This window comes from Escherichia sp. XD33 (assembly GCF_019375075.1).
GTDB classification, from domain to species: Bacteria; Pseudomonadota; Gammaproteobacteria; order Enterobacterales; family Enterobacteriaceae; genus Enterobacter; species Enterobacter flexneri_A.
On sequence record NZ_JAENDM010000016.1, the window covers coordinates 76,799 to 100,958 of the forward strand.

Here is a 24,160-nt window from a genome sequence, read left to right on the forward strand (position 1 = left end):
AGCGAAGAGGATGACGCAGGACGCGTTAAAGGACACCTCCAGGATGGAGAATGAGAACCGGTCAGGATGATTCGGTGGGTCAGGAAGGCCAGGGACACTTCAGGATGAAGTATCACATCGGGGTGGTGTGAGCAGGAAGCAATAGTTCAGGATGAACGATTGGCCGCAAGGCCAGAGGAAAAGTTGTCAAGGATGAGCAGGGAGCAACAAAAGTAGCTGGAATGCTGCGAAACGAACCGGGAGCGCTGTGAATACAGTGCTCCCTTTTTTTATTCCTGCTATCCTTCGCGGCAGTTTTTCTTATTGAGGTTGCTTTATGACCACTCATGACCGCGTTCGTCTCCAGTTGCAGGCGCTTGAAGCGTTACTGCGTGAACATCAGCACTGGCGAAACGATGAACCCCAGCCGCATCAATTTAATAGTACCCAACCGTTCTTTATGGACACCATGGAACCACTGGAGTGGTTGCAGTGGGTGCTGATCCCGCGAATGCACGATTTGTTAGATAACAAACAGCCGTTACCGGGCGCTTTTGCCGTTGCACCCTATTATGAAATGGCGCTGGCGACGGACCATCCGCAACGCGCGCTTATTCTGGCTGAGCTGGAAAAACTGGATGCTCTTTTTGCGGATGATGCGAGCTAATGCTGGAAATACTCTATCAGGATGAATGGCTGGTTGCGGTAAATAAACCCTCCGGCTGGCTGGTTCACCGCAGCTGGCTGGATCGCGACGAGAAAGTAGTGGTCATGCAAACCGTGCGTGACCAGATAGGCCAGCATGTTTTTACTGCTCATCGTCTGGACCGACCCACTTCTGGTGTGTTGTTGATGGGATTATCCAGCGAGGCCGGACGGCTGCTGGCACAACAGTTTGAACAGCACCAAATCCAGAAACGTTACCATGCGATTGTGCGCGGCTGGTTGATGGAAGAAGCGGTGCTGGATTATCCACTGGTGGAAGAACTGGACAAAATCGCTGATAAATTTGCCCGCGAAGATAAAGGCCCGCAGCCAGCAGTGACGCATTATCGCGGTCTGGCGACCGTAGAAATGCCGGTAGCGACCGGACGTTACCCGACCACGCGCTACGGCCTGGTGGAACTGGAGCCGAAAACCGGACGCAAACATCAGCTTCGCCGACATCTTGCCCATTTGCGTCATCCGATTATTGGCGATAGCAAACATGGCGATTTACGCCAGAATCGCAGCGGTGCTGAGCATTTTGGCCTCCAGCGGTTAATGCTACATGCCAGTCAGTTGTCATTGACGCATCCTTTTACTGGCGAGCCGCTGACTATTCACGCGGGCCTGGACGACACCTGGATGCAGGCGTTATCACAATTTGGCTGGCGCGGTCTGCTTCCTGAAAATGAAAGGGTTGAGTTCAGTGCGCCATCGGGTCAGGATGGAGAGATAAGTTCCTAATCCAGGGAGAAAACGGTATGGCGGAAATTGGTATTTTTGTCGGCACCATGTACGGGAATTCACTGTTAGTGGCCGAAGAAGCGGAAGCGATTCTGACCGCGCAGGGCCACAAAGCAACGGTATTTGAAGATCCTGAATTAAGCGACTGGCTGCCCTATCAGGATAAGTATGTTCTGGTGGTTACGTCCACGACCGGGCAGGGCGACCTTCCTGATAGCATTGTGCCACTCTTTCAGGGAATCAAAGATAGTCTGGGCTTCCAGCCGAATCTGCGTTATGGCGTGATTGCGCTCGGCGACAGTAGTTATGTGAATTTCTGCAATGGCGGCAAACAGTTCGATGCCTTGTTGCAGGAACAGAGCGCTCAGCGGGTTGGCGAAATGCTGTTGATTGACGCCAGTGAGAACCCGGAACCGGAAACGGAATCAAATCCGTGGGTCGAACATTGGGGCACGCTGTTGTCCTGATATGTTCAGCGAGCGGTAAATGCCGTTTTAGCAGTGCTGAATCGAATCTTTTCAGGCAAATGCCAGTAAAAACTGCTTCATAGTGCGGATTTTTACTGGCGTTTGCCTGGAGTCAAGCGATCCATTTCATACTCTTCTTTATTTCTTCGTTTTAACCCTTCCTTTCTTGTTCTTGTTTTCATTTCCGTGAAGTGGATTCCACCGTCCAGGGCTAATGCCAAAATCGGGCCTCATTGAACGCATTAATGTTGTGTTGTTGCACGGTGAGCCGCTATGGCGCGCTTTTTATACTGCTATTGCCAGATATAAACACGCGCCGTATTCGGCGAACGACCTATAAAAACGGCAAAAAACACCCTACGTCACCTCTGATTTCCTGGCGATGTCGCAGTCCAGAGTGAGCGTGGCTAACGCGAATTTTCAGGAGTGCAACAATGAGTTCTTTAAGTCAGGCTGCGAGCAGTGTGGAAAAACGCACAAATGCTCGTTACTGGATAGTGGTGATGTTGTTTATCGTCACATCCTTCAACTACGGCGACCGCGCTACGCTCTCTATCGCCGGTTCGGAAATGGCCAAAGATATCGGCCTTGATCCTGTGGGAATGGGCTATGTGTTCTCTGCTTTCTCATGGGCTTATGTTATCGGGCAGATCCCTGGTGGCTGGTTGCTGGACCGTTTTGGTTCAAAACGCGTCTACTTCTGGTCGATCTTTATCTGGTCGATGTTTACCTTGCTGCAAGGCTTCGTCGATATCTTTAGTGGATTCGGCATTATCGTTGCCCTGTTTACGCTGCGCTTCCTGGTCGGGCTTGCTGAAGCGCCATCTTTCCCCGGCAACAGTCGCATTGTTGCGGCCTGGTTTCCGGCGCAGGAAAGGGGAACGGCGGTGTCGATTTTTAACTCCGCCCAATACTTCGCAACGGTGATCTTCGCGCCGATTATGGGCTGGCTGACGCATGAAGTGGGCTGGTCACACGTCTTCTTCTTTATGGGCGGTCTGGGCATTGTCATCAGCTTTATCTGGTTGAAAGTCATCCACGAGCCAAATCAACATCCGGGCGTAAATCAGAAAGAGCTGGAGTATATCGCCGCGGGTGGCGCGCTGATCAATATGGATCAGCAAAACACTAAAGTTAAAGTGCCGTTCAGCGTGAAGTGGGGGCAGATCAAACAGCTGCTCGGGTCACGGATGATGATCGGCGTTTATATCGGTCAGTACTGTATCAACGCCCTGACTTACTTCTTTATTACCTGGTTCCCGGTTTATCTGGTGCAGGCACGCGGGATGTCGATTCTGAAAGCGGGCTTTGTGGCTTCCGTTCCGGCGGTTTGCGGTTTTATCGGCGGTGTGCTGGGTGGGATTATTTCCGACTGGCTGATGCGCCGCACGGGATCGCTGAACATTGCGCGTAAAACACCGATCGTAATGGGCATGTTGCTGTCGATGGTGATGGTGTTCTGCAACTACGTCAACGTTGAGTGGATGATCATCGGCTTTATGGCGCTGGCCTTCTTCGGTAAGGGCATCGGGGCGCTGGGTTGGGCAGTAATGGCAGATACCGCGCCAAAAGAGATCAGCGGTCTTTCCGGTGGCCTGTTCAACATGTTCGGTAACATTTCTGGCATCGTCACGCCAATCGCAATTGGTTATATCGTTGGCACGACTGGCTCGTTTAATGGGGCGCTGATTTATGTTGGTGTTCATGCCTTAATCGCGGTACTGAGCTACCTGGTGCTGGTGGGCGATATCAAGCGTATCGAGTTGAAACCTGTTGCGGGGCAATAAGATGGCGACACAATCCAGTCCTGTTATTACTGATATGAAAGTCATTCCGGTGGCCGGGCATGACAGCATGTTGCTTAATATTGGTGGGGCACATAACGCATATTTCACCCGCAATATTGTGGTACTCACCGATAACGTCGGGCATACCGGCATTGGTGAAGCGCCGGGCGGAGATGTGATTTATCAGACGCTTGTCGATGCTATTCCGATGGTTCTGGGCCAGGAAGTTGCGCGACTGAATAAAGTGGTCCAGCAGGTGCATAAAGGTAATCAGGCCGCCGATTTTGATACCTTCGGTAAAGGTGCCTGGACCTTTGAATTACGCGTTAACGCCGTGGCGGCGCTGGAAGCCGCTTTGCTTGACCTGCTAGGTAAGGCGCTGAATGTTCCGGTCTGCGAACTGTTAGGGCCAGGCAAGCAACGCGAGGCTATTACCGTCCTCGGTTATCTGTTTTATATCGGTGATCGGACCAAAACCGATCTTCCTTATGTGGAAAATACGCCGGGCAACCATGAGTGGTATCAGTTGCGGCATCAGAAAGCAATGAACAGCGAAGCCGTTGTGCGTCTGGCGGAAGCCTCACAGGATCGCTACGGCTTTAAAGATTTCAAACTTAAGGGCGGCGTGTTACCTGGCGAGCAAGAAATCGACACTGTTCGTGCATTGAAGAAACGCTTCCCGGATGCGCGGATTACCGTTGATCCCAACGGTGCATGGCTGCTTGATGAAGCCATTTCTTTATGCAAAGGGCTGAATGATGTTCTTACCTATGCCGAAGATCCATGCGGCGCAGAACAGGGCTTCTCCGGACGTGAAGTGATGGCGGAATTTCGACGGGCGACCGGCTTGCCCGTCGCGACTAACATGATCGCCACCAACTGGCGCGAAATGGGTCATGCGGTGATGCTCAATGCGGTAGATATTCCACTTGCCGATCCGCACTTCTGGACGCTTTCCGGTGCAGTCCGTGTGGCGCAGCTTTGCGACGACTGGGGGCTGACCTGGGGCTGCCATTCTAATAACCATTTCGATATCTCTCTGGCGATGTTTACCCATGTGGGCGCGGCGGCACCGGGTAATCCTACCGCTATCGATACCCACTGGATTTGGCAGGAGGGCGATTGTCGCCTGACCCAAAATCCGCTGGAGATTAAAAACGGAAAAATTGCCGTTCCTGATGCGCCCGGTCTGGGCGTGGAACTGGACTGGGAACAGGTACAAAAGGCACATGAGGCCTATAAACGTCTGCCTGGCGGTGCGCGTAACGACGCAGGTCCGATGCAGTACCTGATCCCCGGCTGGACCTTTGACCGTAAACGTCCCGTTTTCGGCCGTCATTGATTCTGAAAAAGGACATAAATATGAGTTCTCAATTTACGACGCCTGTTGTTACTGAAATGCAGGTTATCCCGGTGGCGGGTCATGACAGTATGCTGATGAATCTGAGTGGTGCACACGCACCGTTCTTTACGCGTAATATTGTGATTATCAAAGATAATTCTGGTCACACTGGCGTAGGGGAAATTCCCGGCGGCGAGAAAATCCGTAAAACGCTGGAAGATGCGATTCCGCTGGTGGTAGGTAAAACGCTGGGTGAATACAAAAACGTTCTGACGCTGGTGCGTAATACTTTTGCCGATCGTGATGCTGGTGGGCGCGGTTTGCAGACATTTGACCTACGTACCACTATTCATGTAGTTACCGGGATAGAAGCGGCAATGCTGGATCTGCTGGGGCAGCATCTGGGGGTAAACGTGGCATCGCTGCTGGGCGATGGTCAACAGCGTAGCGAAGTCGAAATGCTCGGTTATCTGTTCTTCGTCGGTAATCGCAAAGCCACGCCGCTGCCGTATCAAAGCCAGCCGGATGACTCATGCGACTGGTATCGCCTGCGTCATGAAGAAGCGATGACGCCGGATGCGGTGGTGCGCCTGGCGGAAGCGGCATATGAAAAATATGGCTTCAACGATTTCAAACTGAAGGGCGGTGTACTGGCCGGGGAAGAAGAGGCCGAGTCTATTGTGGCACTGGCGCAACGCTTCCCGCAGGCGCGTATTACGCTCGATCCTAACGGTGCCTGGTCGCTGAACGAAGCGATTAAAATCGGTAAATACCTGAAAGGTTCGCTGGCTTATGCAGAAGATCCGTGTGGTGCGGAGCAAGGTTTCTCCGGGCGTGAAGTGATGGCAGAGTTCCGTCGCGCGACAGGTCTACCGACTGCAACCAATATGATCGCCACCGACTGGCGGCAAATGGGCCATACGCTCTCCCTGCAATCCGTTGATATCCCGCTGGCGGATCCGCACTTCTGGACAATGCAAGGTTCGGTACGTGTGGCGCAAATGTGCCATGAATTTGGCCTGACCTGGGGTTCACACTCTAACAACCACTTCGATATTTCCCTGGCGATGTTTACCCATGTTGCCGCCGCTGCACCGGGTAAAATTACTGCTATTGATACGCACTGGATTTGGCAGGAAGGCAATCAGCGCCTGACCAAAGAACCGTTTGAGATCAAAGGCGGGCTGGTACAGGTGCCAGAAAAACCGGGGCTGGGTGTAGAAATCGATATGGATCAAGTGATGAAAGCCCATGAGCTGTATCAGAAACACGGGCTTGGCGCGCGTGACGATGCGATGGGAATGCAGTATCTGATTCCTGGCTGGACGTTCGATAACAAGCGCCCGTGCATGGTGCGTTAAGACAGAAAACCAAAACCGGCTCTATCTGGAGCCGGCTTGAGACTGATGCTAAACGCAAAATAGCCTGTTGTGCTATGTATCAGGTCTACATCATTTTTTAATTCATTGAATTTAATTGGTTTTGTAGGCCGGATAAGGCGTTAACGCCGCATCCGGCATAAACACAGGCACTTTGTCACCAATCTGAAACCAGCGTCATAAAAAGCCGATTGCTACTCGACAAGACATCCATTACCCGAGAATTTTGCTGGCTTCGCGCGCGACATTATCCATCTCGTCCAACAGTTCCAGCAGCTCCGGTTCCAAATCTTCTTCTTTAGTACCGCTACGTAGCTGTTGTTCGATCAGTTGGCAGAGATTCTTCATACGTGGCACACCGCTATAGCCGCAACTGCCATGCAGTTTATGAATCAAATCAACCAGGCCTTCCGGGTTTTCTCCAACCAGCTGTTCCTCAACTTTGTTGCGAACTTCAGGCAGGAAATCGAGTAACATTTGCAGCATATCGCGCGCTAAATCGGTTTTTCCTGCTGCCTGGCGTAGTGCCAGTTGCCAGTCGAGGGTCGCATTCGGGTTCACCACAATTTCGTTGACTTCGGGCGTCACGACGCGAGAGGAAATACCGCTGCCAGGCTTGTAGCGCAACAACAAATTATGCAATCGCTCTTCTTCAATCGGTTTCGCCAGATAATCGCTCATCCCTGCGCCAAGCAGCTTCTCTTTTTGCCCGGCCATTGCATGCGCCGTTACCGCGATAACCGGCGTTTGTTGCTGATGCGGGAGTTGGTGGATGAGTTCGCAGGCCCGAATGCCATCCATGTCCGGCATTTGAATATCCATTAAGATCAAATCGAACGGCATCTGTTTCGCCCGTTCAACCGCCTGATGCCCGCTATCGCAAAGTTCCACATGTTGCACCATATCTTCCAGCAATGCGCCGATAAGTTTCAGGTTAGCGGGGTTGTCATCAACCGCCATGACTGTCATTGCCAGCTTACTTTCATCGGTTACAGGCAAAAGCGTGTTTTGTTTGTGATGACAAAATTCCGTCAGGGCAGGCAACAGGCGTGTAGGTGTTAATGGTTTCAGCAGACACGCGCCGATACCATCTTGCTTGAGTTTTTCAGCATTGACTTGTGCATGGCAAGGAAGTGCCAGCATCAGGAAATCGGTCATCGATACCGCTTTCGCTAATCGCTCATGTTGCATTGTTAACGGCTCGCGGAAGGTCACCGCGATGCCTAACAACATCATGTCGTAATGCGCGGGAGGCAGCGCGGAGAACGTTGGGCTATAAACCACTTCCAGCGGCGTTTCACTTAAAATATCCAGCGTGCATTGCGCTGCTGCGGAGTTTGGTTCGACATAGGCCAGGCGCTTACCTGCGAGGCACTGGGTGGATGGCCCTTCGATAATAATGTTCGGGTTCAGATCGAGATTAATGTGGAACCAGAAAGTTGAACCGCGATTCGGCTGGCTATGGAACGAAATATCGCCGCCCATTTCATTAACCAGTTTTTGTGTAATCACCAGCCCCAGCCCGGTGCCACCATGACGGCGGGAAATACTGGCATCAGCCTGTCGGAAGGCCTGGAATAAGCGCGATTGATCGCGTTCAGGAATACCAATGCCGGTATCCCGAATCTGCACTTCAATCTGCACTTTGGTATTACTCAGCGCACGTTTTTCTACCAGAATATCAATGTTGCCATTCTCGGTGAATTTAATTGCATTCCCCACCAGGTTAGTGATGATTTGCTGTAATCGCAGCGGGTCGCCGATCACGTTATCAGGCACGTCGCTTTTAATATTGAGCGTCAGTTCTAACCCTTTATCGTGAGAAGAATGTGCCAGCAGAGTAACGACTTCATCCAGCGTGCTGCGTAGTGGGAATGGAATACTTTCCAGAATCAGCTTACCTGCTTCCAGTTTCGAGAAGTCGAGAACATCATTAATAATTGCCAGCAAATTATTTGCCGAACGTTCAATCGTATTCAGGTGATCGCGCTGCGTTGGTGTTAATTCTGTTTTCAGCGTCAGGCGGGTAAAGCCAATAACACCATTCAGTGGTGTACGCAGCTCGTGTGACATATTTGCCAGAAACTCGGATTTAATACGTGCCGCTTCCTGGGCGCGCTTTTTCGCCAGATCTAACTCAACGTTCTGAATTTCCATCTGCTCCAGCGTTTCACGCAGATCGGACGTCGCCTGGTCGATATTGTGCTGCATCTCTTCGTGATAAGCAGCCAGCGACATTGCCATCGAGTTGATACCGTTTTTCAGCATATCCAGCTCGCCGAGCATAAATCCTTCCACCCGGCTGTCGAGTTGCCCGCGACGGATGCGGTCGACGGTATTCACCATGTTGCGAATCGGACCGGTTACATCGCGCATTAAGCGCCAGCCAAAAATAAGCGCAATACCGATACAAAACAGCATCATCACGCTGGAAATAAAGATCTCTTTATATTGCTGCAAGCGAACCGATTTAAGATCCAGCTCCAGCGCAATATATCCCAACATATTTTGACTATTTTTGGCATCGCTACTGGGCGATTCGTCGGGGGAGTAACTCTCAGAAATAATCGGCGTGCGGAGGATCATAATATCGCCGTCACGAGTGACAGTGAGCTGGCGAGGAAACGGCACGTTGCTGCCGAGCTGCATTGATGAGGGATCAAGATGAAAATTGGAGGTGACAAAGAGTCGGTTATTTTCATCATAAACCGAAATCGCGCGAACAATATCGGAATGGCGACGATGCAGTACGCTTATTAACTGACCGATAGATTCGCGATTTTGCAGGCTCATGCCATATTCAGTAGAAACTGCAAGCGGCTCAATAATGCTGGCACCGGCATCTTCCAGTTGACGCTGCAAGTCGTTATAGCGATGCACGACGAAAAAGATACTCAGCAATAAACCAATAAGGACGGTCGGTGCCAGGATCAGAATCATCATGCGTGCGCGCAGGCTGTAGTTGGTCATGGAGTTCCGTTATGGGACAATTAAGGTCACACTGTTAAATTGAGAAAGTCTCGCCAATGGCGCAATTCTACTCTGCAAAACGACGCACGACGACGCGTCAGATCATAACCGTTTCAGTCAACGACCTCGACTCTTTTGGTCAGGGCGTGGCGCGACATAACGGCAAAACGCTATTTATCCCCGGATTATTGCCGCAGGAAAACGCGGAAGTTACTGTTACTGAAGATAAAAAACAGTATGCCCGCGCTAAAGTCGTACGCCGGTTAAGCGATAGCCCGGAACGCGAAACGCCACGCTGTCCTCATTTTGGCGTATGCGGTGGCTGTCAGCAACAACACGCCAGCGTGGATTTACAGCAGCGAAGCAAAAGTGCGGCACTCGCCCGATTAATGAAACACGATGTCTCTGAAGTGATCGCCGATGTTCCCTGGGGCTATCGCCGTCGCGCGCGTTTAAGTCTGAACTACTTACCGAAAACACAGCAACTTCAGATGGGGTTTCGCAAAGCGGGCTCCAGTGACATTGTCGACGTCAAACAATGCCCCATTTTAGCGCCCCAACTTGAAGCATTGCTGCCCAAAGTCAGGGCATGTCTGGGCAGCTTACAAGCTATGCGCCATCTTGGTCATGTTGAACTGGTACAGGCAACCAGCGGCACGCTGATGATTTTGCGCCATACCGCACCGCTAAGTTCGGCAGATCGCGAAAAACTGGAACGCTTTTCGCATTCTGAAGGCCTGGATCTGTATCTCGCCCCCGATAGTGAGATACTCGAAACCGTCTCTGGTGAGATGCCCTGGTATGACTCAAACGGGTTGCGCTTAACTTTTAGCCCGCGCGATTTTATTCAGGTCAATGCGGGTGTGAACCAAAAAATGGTAGCGCGTGCGTTGGAATGGCTGGATGTGCAACCTGAAGATCGCGTACTGGATCTGTTCTGCGGTATGGGCAACTTTACACTGCCATTGGCGACACAAGCTGCCAGTGTGGTGGGTGTAGAAGGTGTTCCGGCGCTGGTGGAAAAAGGCCAGCAGAATGCGCGTCTTAATGGCTTACAGAATGTGACGTTTTATCATGAAAATCTTGAAGAAGATGTCACAAAGCAGCCGTGGGCGAAAAACGGCTTCGATAAAGTGTTGCTGGACCCGGCGCGAGCAGGTGCCGCAGGTGTTATGCAGCAAATTATAAAACTGGAACCTATTCGTATAGTTTATGTATCCTGTAACCCTGCAACGCTGGCTCGGGATAGCGAAGCGTTATTAAAAGCAGGATATACCATTGCGCGACTGGCGATGCTGGATATGTTCCCACACACGGGACATCTGGAATCGATGGTACTTTTCTCGCGCGTTAAATAGTTGCGATTTGCCGATTTCGGCAGGTCTGGTCCCTAAAGGAGAGGACGATGGTTGCGGTAAGAAGTGCACATATCAATAAGGCTGGTGAATTTGATCCGGAAAAATGGATCGCAAGTCTGGGTATTACCAGCCAGAAGTCGTGTGAGTGCTTAGCCGAAACCTGGGCGTATTGTCTGCAACAGACGCAGGGGCATCCGGATGCCAGTCTGTTATTGTGGCGTGGTGTTGAGATGGTGGAGATCCTCTCGACATTAAGTATGGACATTGACACGCTGCGGGCGGCGCTGCTTTTCCCTCTGGCGGATGCCAACGTAGTCAGCGAAGATGTGCTGCGTGAGAGCGTCGGTAAGTCGGTCGTTAACCTTATTCACGGCGTGCGTGATATGGCGGCGATCCGCCAGCTGAAAGCGACGCACACTGATTCTGTTTCCTCCGAACAGGTCGATAACGTTCGCCGGATGTTATTGGCGATGGTCGATGATTTTCGCTGCGTAGTCATCAAACTGGCGGAGCGTATTGCTCATCTGCGCGAAGTAAAAGATGCGCCGGAAGATGAACGTGTACTGGCGGCAAAAGAGTGTACCAACATCTACGCACCGCTGGCTAACCGTCTCGGAATCGGACAACTGAAATGGGAACTGGAAGATTACTGCTTCCGTTACCTCCATCCAACCGAATACAAACGAATTGCCAAACTGCTGCATGAACGGCGTCTCGACCGCGAACACTACATCGAAGAGTTCGTTGGTCATCTGCGCGCTGAGATGAAAGCTGAAGGCGTTAAAGCGGAAGTGTATGGTCGTCCGAAACACATCTACAGCATCTGGCGTAAAATGCAGAAAAAGAACCTCGCCTTTGATGAGCTGTTTGATGTGCGTGCGGTACGTATTGTCGCCGAGCGTTTACAGGATTGTTATGCCGCACTGGGGATAGTGCACACTCACTATCGCCACCTGCCGGATGAGTTTGACGATTACGTCGCTAACCCGAAACCAAACGGTTATCAGTCTATTCATACCGTGGTTCTGGGGCCAGGTGGCAAAACCGTTGAGATCCAAATCCGCACCAAACAGATGCATGAAGATGCAGAGTTGGGTGTTGCTGCGCACTGGAAATATAAAGAGGGCGCGGCTGCTGGCGGCGCACGTTCGGGACATGAAGACCGGATTGCCTGGCTGCGTAAACTGATTGCATGGCAGGAAGAGATGGCTGATTCCGGCGAAATGCTCGACGAAGTACGCAGCCAGGTCTTTGACGACCGAGTGTACGTCTTTACGCCGAAAGGTGATGTCGTTGATTTGCCTGCGGGATCAACGCCGCTGGACTTCGCTTACCACATCCACAGTGATGTCGGACACCGCTGCATTGGGGCAAAAATTGGCGGGCGCATTGTGCCGTTCACCTACCAGCTGCAGATGGGCGACCAGATTGAAATTATCACCCAGAAACAGCCGAACCCCAGCCGTGACTGGTTAAACCCAAACCTCGGTTACGTCACAACCAGCCGTGGGCGTTCGAAAATTCACGCCTGGTTCCGTAAACAGGACCGTGACAAAAACATTCTGGCTGGGCGGCAAATCCTTGACGACGAGCTGGAACATCTGGGGATCAGCCTGAAAGAAGCAGAAAAACATCTGCTGCCGCGTTACAACTTCAATGATGTCGACGAGTTGCTGGCGGCGATTGGTGGCGGGGATATCCGTCTCAATCAGATGGTGAACTTCCTGCAATCGCAATTTAATAAGCCGAGTGCCGAAGAGCAGGACGCCGCCGCGCTGAAGCAACTTCAGCAAAAAAGCTACACGCCGCAAAACCGCAGTAAAGATAACGGTCGCGTGGTAGTCGAAGGTGTTGGCAACCTGATGCACCACATCGCGCGCTGCTGCCAGCCGATTCCTGGAGATGAGATTGTCGGCTTCATTACCCAGGGGCGCGGTATTTCAGTACACCGCGCCGATTGCGAACAACTGGCGGAACTGCGCTCCCATGCGCCAGAACGCATTGTTGACGCGGTATGGGGTGAGAGCTACTCCGCCGGATATTCGCTGGTGGTCCGCGTGGTAGCTAATGATCGTAGTGGGTTGTTACGTGATATCACGACCATTCTCGCCAACGAGAAGGTGAACGTGCTTGGCGTTGCCAGCCGTAGCGACACCAAACAGCAACTGGCGACCATCGACATGACCATTGAGATTTACAACCTGCAAGTGCTGGGGCGCGTGCTGGGTAAACTCAACCAGGTGCCGGATGTTATCGACGCGCGTCGGTTGCACGGGAGTTAGGCCGAAATTTGCTCGTATCTACAATGTAGATTGATATACACTGTATCTACATATGATAGCGGTTTGAGGAAAGGGTTATGATCCACAGTAGCGTAAAGCGTTGGGGAAATTCACCGGCGGTGCGGATCCCGACTACGTTAATGCAGGCGCTCAATCTGAATATTGATGATGAAGTGAAGATTGACCTGGTGGATGGCAAATTAATTATTGAGCCAGTGCGTAAAGAGCCCGTATTTACGCTTGCTGAACTGGTCAACGACATCACGCCGGAAAACCTCCACGAGAATATCGACTGGGGAGAGCCGAAAGATAAGGAAGTCTGGTAATGGTAAGCCGATACGTACCCGATATGGGCGATCTGATTTGGGTTGATTTTGACCCGACAAAAGGTAGCGAGCAAGCTGGACATCGTCCAGCTGTTGTCCTGAGTCCTTTCATGTACAACAACAAAACAGGTATGTGTCTGTGTGTTCCTTGTACAACGCAATCAAAAGGATATCCGTTCGAAGTTGTTTTATCCGGTCAGGAACGTGATGGCGTAGCGTTAGCTGATCAGGTAAAAAGTATCGCCTGGCGGGCAAGAGGAGCAACGAAGAAAGGAACAGTTGCCCCAGAGGAATTACAACTCATTAAAGCCAAAATTAACGTACTGATTGGGTAGTGTTACTAACTTACTTCTATTCTGGTCACAGGTTTCCACCTGACAGACCCGCAATTTTCAGGACAATTCAATGAATCAAATCGACCGTTTGCTCACTATTATGCAGCGCCTGCGCGATCCGGAAAACGGCTGCCCGTGGGATAAAGAGCAGACATTTGCCACCATTGCGCCTTACACCCTTGAAGAAACCTACGAAGTGCTGGACGCCATCGCCCGTGAAGATTTTGACGATCTGCGCGGTGAACTCGGCGATCTGCTGTTCCAGGTGGTGTTTTACGCGCAAATGGCTCAGGAAGAAGGGCGCTTTGACTTTAATGATATTTGCGCTGCGATTAGCGATAAATTAGAGCGTCGCCATCCGCATGTTTTTGCTGACAGTTCTGCCGAAAACAGTAGTGAAGTGCTTGCCCGTTGGGAGCAAATCAAAACCGAAGAGCGCGCGCAGAAAGCGCAGCATTCGGCGCTGGACGATATTCCTCGTAGTTTACCGGCTTTAATGCGTGCGCAAAAAATCCAGAAACGTTGCGCCAACGTTGGCTTCGATTGGACGACGCTTGGTCCGGTAGTCGATAAAGTCTACGAAGAGATCGACGAGGTGATGTACGAAGCGCGGCAGGCTGTTGTCGACCAGGCTAAACTGGAGGAGGAAATGGGGGACCTGCTGTTTGCCACGGTTAATCTGGCTCGCCATTTAGGGACGAAAGCAGAAATCGCATTGCAAAAAGCGAACGAAAAATTCGAGCGTCGTTTTCGCGAAGTGGAGCGTATTGTTGCCGCGCGTGGACTGGAAATGACAGGTGTTGACCTCGAAACAATGGAAGAAGTCTGGCAACAGGTAAAACGGCAGGAAATTGATCTCTAAGGGAATTACGCGGTCAAGCGCCATTTGTGTCATTTTTTAAATGACAAGCGCTTGATTTGCGTCAAAAACATTTACCCCAAAGGGGCTATTTTCTCACTCCTGATTTCAATAGTGCGCTGGCGAAGAGGAGGGATAATGAAAGTTTGTGGCACAGGTCATGTTCGGGTATACTGCTTTCCCGTCCTGGTTATTCCATCGTCTTTTCAACCTAACTTCTCAGGTTCAGCATGACAACGAACTATATTTTTGTGACCGGCGGGGTCGTATCCTCTCTGGGTAAAGGCATTGCCGCAGCCTCCCTCGCAGCCATTCTTGAAGCCCGTGGCCTCAATGTGACCATCATGAAACTGGATCCGTACATCAACGTCGATCCAGGTACTATGAGCCCAATCCAACACGGGGAAGTGTTCGTTACTGAAGACGGCGCTGAAACCGACCTGGACCTGGGGCACTACGAGCGTTTCATTCGTACCAAAATGAGCCGCCGCAACAACTTCACCACGGGTCGTATCTACTCTGACGTTCTGCGTAAAGAACGCCGCGGTGACTACCTCGGCGCAACCGTGCAGGTTATTCCGCACATCACTAACGCAATCAAAGAGCGCGTGCTGGAAGGTGGCGAAGGTCATGACGTAGTACTGGTAGAAATCGGCGGTACAGTAGGTGATATCGAATCCTTGCCGTTCCTCGAAGCGATTCGCCAGATGGCTGTTGAAATTGGCCGTGAGCACACTCTGTTTATGCACCTGACGCTGGTGCCGTACATGGCAGCGTCTGGTGAAGTCAAAACCAAACCGACTCAGCACTCTGTAAAAGAGCTGCTCTCCATCGGTATCCAGCCTGACATCCTGATTTGTCGTTCAGATCGCGCTGTTCCGGCGAACGAACGTGCGAAGATTGCATTGTTCTGTAATGTTCCGGAAAAAGCGGTTATTTCTCTGAAAGACGTCGATTCCATCTATAAAATTCCGGGCCTGTTGAAATCTCAGGGGCTGGACGATTATATTTGTAAACGATTCAGCTTAAACTGCCCGGAAGCGAATCTGTCCGAATGGGAACAGGTTATCTTCGAAGAAGCGAACCCGGTAAGTGAAGTCACCATCGGTATGGTCGGCAAGTACATTGAACTGCCGGATGCTTATAAATCAGTGATCGAAGCACTGAAACACGGTGGGCTGAAGAATCGTGTCAGCGTCAACATCAAACTGATCGATTCACAAGATGTTGAAACGCGCGGCGTTGAAATCCTTAAAGGTCTGGACGCAATCCTCGTACCTGGCGGTTTCGGCTATCGTGGCGTAGAAGGCATGATTACGACCGCGCGTTTTGCGCGTGAGAACAATATTCCTTATCTGGGCATTTGCCTGGGTATGCAGGTGGCGTTAATTGATTACGCTCGCCATGTTGCCAACATGGAGAACGCCAACTCTACGGAATTTGTGCCAGACTGTAAGTACCCGGTTGTGGCGCTGATTACCGAGTGGCGCGATGAAAACGGCAACGTTGAAGTTCGTAGCGAGAAGAGCGATCTCGGCGGTACCATGCGTCTCGGCGCACAGCAGTGCCAGTTGGTTGACGATAGCCTGGTTCGCCAGCTGTACAATGCGCCGACAATTGTTGAGCGTCATCGTCACCGTTACGAAGTCAACAACATGCTGTTGAAACAGATTGAAGATGCAGGTCTGCGCGTTGCGGGCCGTTCCGGGGATGATCAGTTGGTCGAGATCATCGAAGTTCCGAATCACCCGTGGTTCGTGGCTTGCCAGTTCCATCCGGAGTTTACTTCTACTCCACGTGATGGTCACCCGCTGTTTGCAGGCTTTGTGAAAGCCGCCAGCGAGTTCCAGAAACGTCAGGCGAAGTAAGTAAAAAAGTTAGAGCGGCAACGCGTACCCTGGGTACGCGTTGTTTGTCTGGAGTTTCAGTTTAACTAGTGACTTGAGGAAAACCTAATGTCCAAAATCGTAAAAATCATCGGTCGTGAAATCATCGACTCCCGTGGTAACCCGACTGTTGAAGCCGAAGTACATCTGGAGGGTGGTTTCGTCGGTATGGCAGCTGCTCCGTCAGGTGCTTCTACTGGTTCCCGTGAAGCTCTGGAACTGCGCGATGGCGACAAATCCCGTTTCCTGGGTAAAGGCGTAACCAAAGCTGTTGCTGCGGTAAACGGCCCGATCGCTCAGGCGCTGATTGGCAAAGATGCTAAAGATCAGGCTGGCATTGACAAGATCATGATCGACCTGGACGGCACCGAAAACAAATCCAAATTCGGCGCGAACGCAATCCTGGCTGTATCTCTGGCTAACGCCAAAGCTGCTGCAGCTGCTAAAGGTATGCCGCTGTACGAGCACATCGCTGAACTGAACGGTACTCCGGGCAAATACTCTATGCCGGTTCCGATGATGAACATCATCAACGGTGGTGAGCACGCTGACAACAACGTTGATATCCAGGAATTCATGATTCAGCCGGTTGGCGCGAAAACTGTGAAAGAAGCCATCCGCATGGGTTCTGAAGTTTTCCATCACCTGGCAAAAGTTCTGAAAGCGAAAGGCATGAACACTGCTGTTGGTGACGAAGGTGGCTATGCGCCGAACCTGGGTTCCAACGCTGAAGCTCTGGCTGTTATCGCTGAAGCTGTTAAAGCTGCTGGTTATGAACTGGGCAAAGACATCACTTTGGCGATGGACTGCGCAGCTTCTGAATTCTACAAAGATGGTAAATACGTTCTGGCTGGCGAAGGCAACAAAGCGTTCACCTCTGAAGAATTCACTCACTTCCTGGAAGAACTGACCAAACAGTACCCGATCGTTTCTATCGAAGACGGTCTGGACGAATCTGACTGGGACGGTTTCGCATACCAGACCAAAGTTCTGGGCGACAAAATCCAGCTGGTTGGTGACGACCTGTTCGTAACCAACACCAAGATCCTGAAAGAAGGTATCGAAAAAGGTATCGCTAACTCCATCCTGATCAAATTCAACCAGATCGGTTCTCTGACCGAAACTCTGGCTGCAATCAAGATGGCGAAAGATGCTGGCTACACTGCAGTTATCTCTCACCGTTCTGGCGAAACTGAAGACGCTACCATCGCTGACCTGGCTGTTGGTACTGCTGCAGGCCAGATCAAAACTGGTTCTATGAGCCGTTCTGACCGTGTTGCTAAATACAACCAGCTGATTCGTATCGAAGAAGCTCTGGGCGAAAAAGCACCGTACAACGGTCGTAAAGAGATCAAAGGCCAGGCATAAGACTGACTTTATCTGATTTAAAAATGCCAGCCTCCGGGCTGGCATTTTTTATGGTTGAGTTACCAGCGGCCGGATGCGCCGCCACCTCCAGAAGAACCGCCCCCGCCGCTAAATCCGCCGCTATCTGAGCCTCCAGCGGAACCGCTGTTGTCTGAATGATAACTTCTACCAGATGCTCTTTTCTGAAGTACACATAAACAGGTAAAGACCATAAATATGGTGAAAGTAAAAAAGAAGGAAAATACAGCAATGGAAAAAATTTTATCGGAGAACAGGAATAAATCTAAAAGATAGATTGCTGAAATACAGACTCCACTTTTACATGCGCGACAAAAATTACTGCCTTGATGAAAAAACCAGAAAGGGAAGAACATCACTGCAAATACCCAAAAAATAGCAAAGTAATAATGATCACTGGAAGACGCTGATTCACTTTCTGAAGGATTAGTCGGATATTGGTGTTGTGAAGTGAGTTGGTTATTCAAAGCGTTTATAGCTAGCTCTAATCCCTTAGCTAATTTTTGTTGTTTAAATGCGGGTATCATGTTGCTACGGATGATATCTCCAGCCAGAGCATCGGTTACCTTTTCTTCCAGCCCATAACCTACCTGGATGCGGACAGTGCGATCCGACCAGGCAACAACGATCAGTATCCCATCATTACGTTTGGCATCTCCTAAACGCCAATTGTCAAAAACTCTTGTAGCATATTGTTCAATTGTCTCGTCTTTGGTTGTGGGAACAATTAATACGGCAATTTGCACTTGGGTATTATTGAAAATAGATTCTAACTTGTGCGTCAGTTCTTTCTTTTCTTGTGAGTTTAAGCTACTCGTAAGATCCGTAACTTGTTGCTGTAATTGTGGGACAATAGTTGGTTGGGCTGCAACAAAGGAACATACGAAAGTGAACATTAGTATGAAATAGCGCATTATAAATTTCTCATTAAATCTGGATAAATAAATTGACGGCGGCATCGGTAATTTTATATTCGTTATCATTAAAAACTAATACAGAAAAAATAAATATAATTTTGGTGAATGTTTTGACATGATTAAATCCATTTTCTTTATTTTCTTCTGACATAATACGTTACTCCCTTTAATTATTAACGATATGTTTCGCATTTTTCTTTAAACCTGCCTGTAACAGAATGTTAATAAGACATGATTGTTGTGGCAGGATCTGCAATAATTAACAATTATCCACTTCACAGAGAATGCTATGCAGTACCCGATTAACGAGATGTTCCAGACCCTGCAAGGTGAGGGTTACTTTACCGGCGTTCCCGCCATTTTTATTCGTTTACAGGGATGCCCGGTTGGCTGTGCCTGGTGCGACACCAAACACACCTGGGAAAAGCTTGAGGATCGGGAAGTCTCCCTTTTCAGCATTCTGGCGAAGACCAAAGAGAGTGATAAGTGGGGGGCTGCGAGCAGTGAAGATTTGCTGGCTGTCATTGGTCGCCAGGGATACACCGCGCGGCATGTGGTGATTACGGGTGGTGAGCCTTGCATTCATGATTTGCTGCCACTGACTGATCTGCTCGAAAAGAACGGTTTTAGCTGCCAGATCGAAACCAGTGGTACTCATGAGGTACGCTGCACACCGAATACCTGGGTTACCGTATCGCCAAAGCTGAACATGCGCGGCGGCTATGAAGTGTTGTCACAGGCACTGGAGCGAGCCAACGAAATCAAGCATCCAGTGGGGCGCGTACGCGATATTGAAGCACTGGATGAACTACTGGCAACGCTGACCGATGATAAACCGCGAGTCATTGCACTGCAGCCGATTAGCCAAAAGGATGATGCCACACGTTTGTGCATTGAAACCTGCATTGCGCGTAATTGGCGTTTGTCGATGCAAACACATAAATATCTAAATATTGCCTGATTAAACATTTATAAGCGTTATAAATGGGTGGAACCTGTAAAGACTTCTACTCATTTATATTGTTTGTCGCCTCTGAAAACTCCTCCATTTTACCCATCCAGGGCTAATCATTAGCATTCTCTACAAATTCTGTGGCATTAATTTTTCGCTGGAGTGAAAATTATTGCGGTAAAGTTTGGTAGATTTTAGTTTGTATAGAGTTATTTTAAATATTTACCTTTTTAATCAATGGATTAAGTGCTCTTTAACATAATGGATGTGTTGTTTGTGTGATACTATAAAGTTGGTAGATTGTGACTGGCTTAAAAAATCATTAATTAATAATAGGTTATGTTTAGAGTGTTCCCCGCGCCAGCGGGGATAAACCGGGCGCTATTAATGGTGGGCGCGCGTGGCTGGAGTGTTCCCCGCGCCAGCGGGGATAAACCGTTTTGTGATTCAGTAATCGTTTGAGTATGTACGTGTTCCCCGCGCCAGCGGGGATAAACCGGGGTTCTATTTCCTCGGGATTTGCCGACACGCGTGTTCCCCGCGCCAGCGGGGATAAACCGAGCAGATACACGGCTTTGTATTCCGTGCGCCCGTGTTCCCCGCGCCAGCGGGGATAAACCGAATAGCAATAGTCCATAGATTTGCGAAAACAGGTGTTCCCCGCGCCAGCGGGGATAAACCGGAGCCTGACGAGACTACTGAGGCCGTTCTGTCGAGTTCCCCGCGCCAGCGGGGATAAACCACCATATAACCCGTTATCTCTTTCTCAAGTTTTTATATTAGCAGTACTTGTAATAAGCAACATGTCCACGTAACACCTCATGTTCAAAATAGTTCTCCATGCCAGAGAGGTTCACAATTATCGATACAAAAAATTAAATTTAATCAAAGTGTTATTTGTATGATTCTTAAATCGTTAAGAAATTTTAATCTATTATTTTTTTAATATTGAATTAATGCCTGTTAATTTTTTCTTTAGAATAACAGTATATTTTTTAAGCTTGTTATTCATTGGTTAAGTAATAAATCTGGAAGTTTGTCTTTGTTTTGAGGCTAATGAGTGGTTTTACATAACCGCCTCTATACGCTGTTGATGAATAGTTCTTATGAATAAAGATATCCAGTTCATACTTTAAGTGAAAATTGATAAAGTGCGATTCGTATTGTCTTTTATTCTAAAGACATCGAGTGTAGTTAATATTCCTTGTAAAAACAGGGATAAACCGAACTAGTTAAAGTTTTTATTATGTTCCCTGCATCAGCGGGGATAAACCGGACTTGTTATCATTTTTTAAGTTGTCGAACTTATGTTCCCCGCGTCAGCGGGGATAACCATTCAGGTATGTTCAGGCCGGGCAGTTTCCCGCCCGGCCTTCCTCACTTACGCATTCGACCAGCTCTGGATCGAATCCACATTCCCCAATTCCCCATGCATCACTTCATACGATTTTTTCAGGATCACATCAGTATGTTTGGTTAGGTCTTTGAAAATGCCTTTATTCATCGCGTCGTAGCGTTTGGCATTGCTCTCAATCGGTATAAAGATATCTTTCACGCGAACCATGTTATCGACAGCCGTTGCGTAATCCGGGTATAGCCCCAGACCTACCGCTGTATTAATCGCTGCCCCCAGGCTTGCACAACCGTTAATGGCGTTACGTCGTGCCGGAAGGTTGAACACGTCGGCAAAAATCTGCATAAACAGATCGCTGTTCGAACCGCCGCCAGTAATGATCACATGCTTCGCAAAGTGATTGATTTCATTACATATATTGTCGTAATTGTTCTTCAGCGTCAGCGCCACGCTTTCCAGTATCGAACGATATATCCATGCGTAATCCATGCTGGAATCAAAGCCGATCATAATCCCGCGTTTGTACGGTTCCCACGGATTGGTCAGCCAGTCCAGCACCGTCATCAGACCATTACAGCCTGGCGGCACACAAGAAGCTTTTTTGTTGAGTAAATCTTCCGGTGAAAGATCCTGCGCCCTGGCATCCTGAATTAACGACTCGCCTAGCATGTCGCGCAGCCAGCTCACCGTCCACATGCCTTTGCGAATACCGTAACCTTCATACAGCAATGTTTGCGGAATAGAAGACATAATCGGCCAGTACGCTACTGGATCTTTCGGCAGTGCTTTGCCGTTCATCATCAATGCGATGTAAGTGCCAAGAGAAATTACCGCCGTTTCATCATCCAGTAATCCGGCCCCCAGAGCTTCTACCGGTTTATCACTGGTGGTACAAACAACCGGCAGTCCTGCCGGGAAATGTGTCGCCAGCGCGGCTTGTGGTGTGATATGTCCGAGGACGGTACCAGGCATTTGCACATCAAACAGCATATGACGGGGGATATTAAACTTCTCCATGACTGCGGCATCTTCACTCCATGCCCAGCTCTTATAATCCACCGACCACTGACCAAAATAGTTGGCGATATTGTCTTGAAACTCGCCGGTTAAGCGATGCGTCAGATAAGCCGAAAAAGAGGTGACATACGCCACGTCAGGATTCGTATGTTCGTAAGGGCGTGTAACGCGTGCATCCTGCCAGCTAATCAACGGCGCAGCAGGCGTGCCATCGGCTTTCAATAACGCACGGCAGCAACGGATGGAGCCCAGACCAATACCGACAATATCTTCTTTATTTCCGGCAAACTGACTCATCAAATCGTGACCGGCAAAACATAATGATGCCCATAAATCGTCGTCAGGATGTTCTGCAGTATCGGCATCTGGCGTGTGCATCGGCTGCAATAAGCCTTTGCCTTCGCAAACCACGTTACCTTCCAGATCGTACATCACCACTTTTGTGCTCTGACTTCCGCCATCAATCCCTATGATGTATTTCTTCGACATGATTTTTCTCCTGTAATTTTCCTGGCTTACTTGCTGCTAGCCATTGCGGGGGCGCTATCAGCAGTACGAATTTTTTGGAACAGCAAAAAGGTAAAGACAATCACCATGACAAGCGCCGCCATGCCCATCAGCCACATATTGCGGTAGGCTTCTGCTGCGGGCAGGGTGTCTTGCCAGTGGCCGATAATTGGGTAAACGAAGACATCCGGCAGGAATCCAATCACCGAACAAATACCTACCGTGGTGCCCATAATGTAAGACGGTGTTCTCGCTTCGCCAGGGCAGGCCCAGTACAGCCCGCGTGAGGCGTAACAGGTGAATCCCAGCAGTAAAATCAGGCCAATCCCCATCGCGACCGATTGCGGGTTAGAGTTCGTGACGAGCAGGGCAGCTAACGCCAGCAGGCCGAGTACGGAAAGGATTTGGATCACGCGGGTAGGGGATTTCACTTTACTGTAGGTGGTGATAATGCCGCCAAGTGGGCCGCACAGCGCGCGGAAGATTTTGTTGATCACAATCCCCATGTAGCTCGCCGCCACCAGCGACATGCCGTACATTTCGGTCAGATAGTTGGTGGAGTAACTCAGAATGGCGTAGATTGTGAAGACACCAAAAATCACCATGCTGCAATACCAGGTGGTGCTGATGCGCAAAACGGCCAGGATGTCGCTAAGCTGGAATGACTGTTTTTCTTCGTTGTTGGCACTGCGCAGGTTGTTGTTATCGCTAACAAAAAACCAGCACAGAATCCCCAACAAGATGTAAAACACACTGTAGATGATAATGACCGTTTTCAGGCTGGCGCTGTCATCCGGTGCAAAGCGAGAAAAGACCCACATGGTAAACACCGCCAGCGACATTACACCGACGCCGCGCAGCCCTTCCATCCAGCCCATAATTTTCCCTTGCTCGCTATGATCGCCAAGCAACGATGCGGCTTTAATCGACACCGACCACAGCATTAAAATCGTTGTTATTGCAAAGGCGACCTGAATACAGAGCATTACCCACAGCGGTGGATACGTTGCCATTAACAGACCCAGTAATCCGGTAATGATCATCGCGGAAGTAATCATTTTGCGGTGTGAAAATTTATCGGCAATAACGCCGCTGGGGGTATAAAGAATAATAGCAGCAATACCAAAGGTACTCATTATTAAACCTATCTCGGTATTGCTGAATCCCATAAATTTCGCCATGGGAATTTGATAAATATAACGTAAATAAGCCAGGTCGAAACTAACGCCGCCGCTAAAACTAATTATCGCGAGGGTTATCCAACGGCGATATGAGTTGTGTTGCATATCGTATTCCCATTTGTAATAGACAAAAAAAAGAGAAAAGTAAGCCGCCCTTTCAGGTGGATTACTTTTCTCAGGTCTCTAGTAATTGAAATAATAAATAACATGGAAAGCAGAGGTGTTGTGTGAGAGTAATCACGCTTCTGCTTTTTAAAATTATTTGACAATACGAATATCACACTGTGATTACGATCACATTAGCAGCTTGATCTTACCCAGCAATAGTGGACACGCGGCTAAGTGAGTAAACTCTCAGTCAGAGGTGACTCACATGACAAAAACAGTATCAACCAGTAAAAAACCCCGTAAACAGCATTCGCCTGAA

Annotated in this window: 19 protein-coding genes and 1 CRISPR repeat array; of the genes, 14 read left to right on the forward strand and 5 right to left on the reverse strand. The window is 49.6% G+C overall.

Features of this window, described 5'->3' with window-relative positions:
- Positions 1-316 precede the first annotated feature (316 nt).
- The 6 genes from K0778_RS11845 (at position 317) to gudD (ending at position 6,385) form a co-directional block, all read left to right on the forward strand.
- Positions 317-646, forward strand: a complete 330-nt coding sequence (locus tag K0778_RS11845) for a YqcC family protein (RefSeq protein ID WP_000206990.1) — start codon at positions 317-319, stop codon at positions 644-646.
- Positions 646-1,428 (forward strand): tRNA pseudouridine(65) synthase TruC, encoded by a 783-nt coding sequence (truC, locus tag K0778_RS11850; protein ID WP_000890001.1) that lies wholly within the window; start codon positions 646-648, stop codon positions 1,426-1,428. Before K0778_RS11845 ends, truC begins: the two co-directional genes overlap by 1 nt.
- Before the next feature lie 17 nt (positions 1,429-1,445).
- Positions 1,446-1,895: a flavodoxin gene (locus K0778_RS11855; RefSeq protein ID WP_000807751.1), complete on the forward strand. Its 450-nt coding sequence runs from the start codon at positions 1,446-1,448 to the stop codon at positions 1,893-1,895.
- A gap of 434 nt (positions 1,896-2,329) precedes the next feature.
- Positions 2,330-3,682 carry a galactarate/glucarate/glycerate transporter GudP gene (gene gudP / locus K0778_RS11860; protein WP_000097082.1) on the forward strand — a complete coding sequence of 451 codons (1,353 nt, stop codon included), beginning with the start codon at positions 2,330-2,332 and terminating at the stop codon, positions 3,680-3,682.
- Between the two features lies 1 nt (position 3,683).
- Positions 3,684-5,024, forward strand: coding sequence for an enolase C-terminal domain-like protein (locus tag K0778_RS11865; protein WP_063084674.1), 1,341 nt, complete (start codon positions 3,684-3,686; stop codon positions 5,022-5,024).
- A gap of 20 nt (positions 5,025-5,044) precedes the next feature.
- On the forward strand, positions 5,045-6,385 hold the full coding sequence (gene gudD, locus K0778_RS11870) for a glucarate dehydratase (RefSeq protein ID WP_000098255.1): 1,341 nt from the start codon (positions 5,045-5,047) through the stop codon (positions 6,383-6,385).
- 231 nt (positions 6,386-6,616) lie between these two features.
- On the opposite strand, the gene barA is transcribed toward gudD, so the two are convergent.
- Complete coding sequence (barA, locus tag K0778_RS11875; RefSeq protein ID WP_000186450.1) at positions 6,617-9,373, reverse strand: two-component sensor histidine kinase BarA; 2,757 nt, start codon at positions 9,371-9,373, stop codon at positions 6,617-6,619.
- Positions 9,374-9,429: 56 nt separating this feature from the next.
- On the opposite strand from barA, the gene rlmD reads away from it, so the two are divergent.
- The 7 genes from rlmD to eno all read left to right on the forward strand — a co-directional run bounded on the left by rlmD (position 9,430) and on the right by eno (position 17,787).
- Positions 9,430-10,731, forward strand: coding sequence for a 23S rRNA (uracil(1939)-C(5))-methyltransferase RlmD (gene rlmD, locus K0778_RS11880; protein WP_000046812.1), 1,302 nt, complete (start codon positions 9,430-9,432; stop codon positions 10,729-10,731).
- 47 nt (positions 10,732-10,778) lie between these two features.
- Positions 10,779-13,013, forward strand: a complete 2,235-nt coding sequence (relA, locus tag K0778_RS11885; RefSeq protein WP_000226815.1) for a GTP diphosphokinase — start codon at positions 10,779-10,781, stop codon at positions 13,011-13,013.
- A 77-nt stretch (positions 13,014-13,090) separates the two neighbouring features.
- On the forward strand, positions 13,091-13,339 hold the full coding sequence (gene mazE, locus K0778_RS11890) for a type II toxin-antitoxin system antitoxin MazE (RefSeq protein ID WP_000581941.1): 249 nt from the start codon (positions 13,091-13,093) through the stop codon (positions 13,337-13,339).
- Positions 13,339-13,674: an endoribonuclease MazF gene (gene mazF, locus K0778_RS11895; RefSeq protein ID WP_000254738.1), complete on the forward strand. Its 336-nt coding sequence runs from the start codon at positions 13,339-13,341 to the stop codon at positions 13,672-13,674. The genes mazE and mazF overlap by 1 nt, the downstream gene beginning before the upstream one ends.
- A 70-nt stretch (positions 13,675-13,744) precedes the next feature.
- Positions 13,745-14,536, forward strand: coding sequence for a nucleoside triphosphate pyrophosphohydrolase (gene mazG, locus K0778_RS11900; RefSeq protein WP_001071648.1), 792 nt, complete (start codon positions 13,745-13,747; stop codon positions 14,534-14,536).
- Positions 14,537-14,763: 227 nt separating this feature from the next.
- Positions 14,764-16,401, forward strand: coding sequence for a glutamine hydrolyzing CTP synthase (gene pyrG, locus K0778_RS11905; protein ID WP_000210878.1), 1,638 nt, complete (start codon positions 14,764-14,766; stop codon positions 16,399-16,401).
- 87 nt (positions 16,402-16,488) lie between these two features.
- Positions 16,489-17,787 carry a phosphopyruvate hydratase gene (gene eno / locus K0778_RS11910; RefSeq protein ID WP_000036723.1) on the forward strand — a complete coding sequence of 433 codons (1,299 nt, stop codon included), beginning with the start codon at positions 16,489-16,491 and terminating at the stop codon, positions 17,785-17,787.
- 59 nt (positions 17,788-17,846) lie between these two features.
- On the opposite strand, the gene K0778_RS11915 is transcribed toward eno, so the two are convergent.
- Together K0778_RS11915 and yqcG are read right to left on the reverse strand one after the other, a co-directional pair.
- A complete protein-coding gene (locus K0778_RS11915) occupies positions 17,847-18,719 on the reverse strand; it encodes a YgcG family protein (RefSeq protein ID WP_001268460.1) in 873 nt (290 codons plus the stop codon).
- A 13-nt stretch (positions 18,720-18,732) separates the two neighbouring features.
- Positions 18,733-18,873, reverse strand: coding sequence for a cell envelope stress response protein YqcG (gene yqcG / locus K0778_RS11920; protein WP_001288228.1), 141 nt, complete (start codon positions 18,871-18,873; stop codon positions 18,733-18,735).
- A gap of 138 nt (positions 18,874-19,011) precedes the next feature.
- Between yqcG and queE the strand changes: the two genes are divergently transcribed.
- A complete protein-coding gene (queE, locus tag K0778_RS11925; protein ID WP_001199973.1) occupies positions 19,012-19,683 on the forward strand; it encodes a 7-carboxy-7-deazaguanine synthase QueE in 672 nt (223 codons plus the stop codon).
- A gap of 339 nt (positions 19,684-20,022) precedes the next feature.
- Positions 20,023-20,417: direct repeats of the CRISPR family, unit length 29 nt; unit sequence GTGTTCCCCGCGCCAGCGGGGATAAACCG.
- 638 nt (positions 20,418-21,055) lie between these two features.
- Here the strand turns inward: queE and K0778_RS11930 are convergent.
- On the reverse strand, positions 21,056-22,534 hold the full coding sequence (locus K0778_RS11930) for an FGGY-family carbohydrate kinase (protein ID WP_063084673.1): 1,479 nt from the start codon (positions 22,532-22,534) through the stop codon (positions 21,056-21,058).
- 26 nt (positions 22,535-22,560) lie between these two features.
- Positions 22,561-23,838: a nitrate/nitrite transporter gene (locus tag K0778_RS11935; protein WP_063084672.1), complete on the reverse strand. Its 1,278-nt coding sequence runs from the start codon at positions 23,836-23,838 to the stop codon at positions 22,561-22,563.
- Between the last annotated feature and the right edge of the window lie 322 nt (positions 23,839-24,160).

Bases quoted from the DNA above. Each gene is read 5' to 3' on its own strand.
- rlmD (WP_000046812.1), top strand. From the start codon at position 9,430: ATGGCGCAATTCTACTCTGCAAAACGACGCACGACGACGCGTCAGATC.
- K0778_RS11930 (WP_063084673.1), bottom strand. From the start codon at position 22,534: ATGTCGAAGAAATACATCATAGGGATTGATGGCGGAAGTCAGAGCACA.
- K0778_RS11855 (WP_000807751.1), top strand. From the start codon at position 1,446: ATGGCGGAAATTGGTATTTTTGTCGGCACCATGTACGGGAATTCACTG.
- eno (WP_000036723.1), top strand. From the start codon at position 16,489: ATGTCCAAAATCGTAAAAATCATCGGTCGTGAAATCATCGACTCCCGT.
- mazG (WP_001071648.1), top strand. From the start codon at position 13,745: ATGAATCAAATCGACCGTTTGCTCACTATTATGCAGCGCCTGCGCGAT.
- gudD (WP_000098255.1), top strand. From the start codon at position 5,045: ATGAGTTCTCAATTTACGACGCCTGTTGTTACTGAAATGCAGGTTATC.
- K0778_RS11845 (WP_000206990.1), top strand. From the start codon at position 317: ATGACCACTCATGACCGCGTTCGTCTCCAGTTGCAGGCGCTTGAAGCG.
- barA (WP_000186450.1), bottom strand. From the start codon at position 9,373: ATGACCAACTACAGCCTGCGCGCACGCATGATGATTCTGATCCTGGCA.
- queE (WP_001199973.1), top strand. From the start codon at position 19,012: ATGCAGTACCCGATTAACGAGATGTTCCAGACCCTGCAAGGTGAGGGT.
- K0778_RS11935 (WP_063084672.1), bottom strand. From the start codon at position 23,838: ATGCAACACAACTCATATCGCCGTTGGATAACCCTCGCGATAATTAGT.
- K0778_RS11915 (WP_001268460.1), bottom strand. From the start codon at position 18,719: ATGCGCTATTTCATACTAATGTTCACTTTCGTATGTTCCTTTGTTGCA.
- pyrG (WP_000210878.1), top strand. From the start codon at position 14,764: ATGACAACGAACTATATTTTTGTGACCGGCGGGGTCGTATCCTCTCTG.
- mazF (WP_000254738.1), top strand. From the start codon at position 13,339: ATGGTAAGCCGATACGTACCCGATATGGGCGATCTGATTTGGGTTGAT.
- K0778_RS11865 (WP_063084674.1), top strand. From the start codon at position 3,684: ATGGCGACACAATCCAGTCCTGTTATTACTGATATGAAAGTCATTCCG.
- yqcG (WP_001288228.1), bottom strand. From the start codon at position 18,873: ATGTCAGAAGAAAATAAAGAAAATGGATTTAATCATGTCAAAACATTC.
- truC (WP_000890001.1), top strand. From the start codon at position 646: ATGCTGGAAATACTCTATCAGGATGAATGGCTGGTTGCGGTAAATAAA.
- gudP (WP_000097082.1), top strand. From the start codon at position 2,330: ATGAGTTCTTTAAGTCAGGCTGCGAGCAGTGTGGAAAAACGCACAAAT.
- mazE (WP_000581941.1), top strand. From the start codon at position 13,091: ATGATCCACAGTAGCGTAAAGCGTTGGGGAAATTCACCGGCGGTGCGG.
- relA (WP_000226815.1), top strand. From the start codon at position 10,779: ATGGTTGCGGTAAGAAGTGCACATATCAATAAGGCTGGTGAATTTGAT.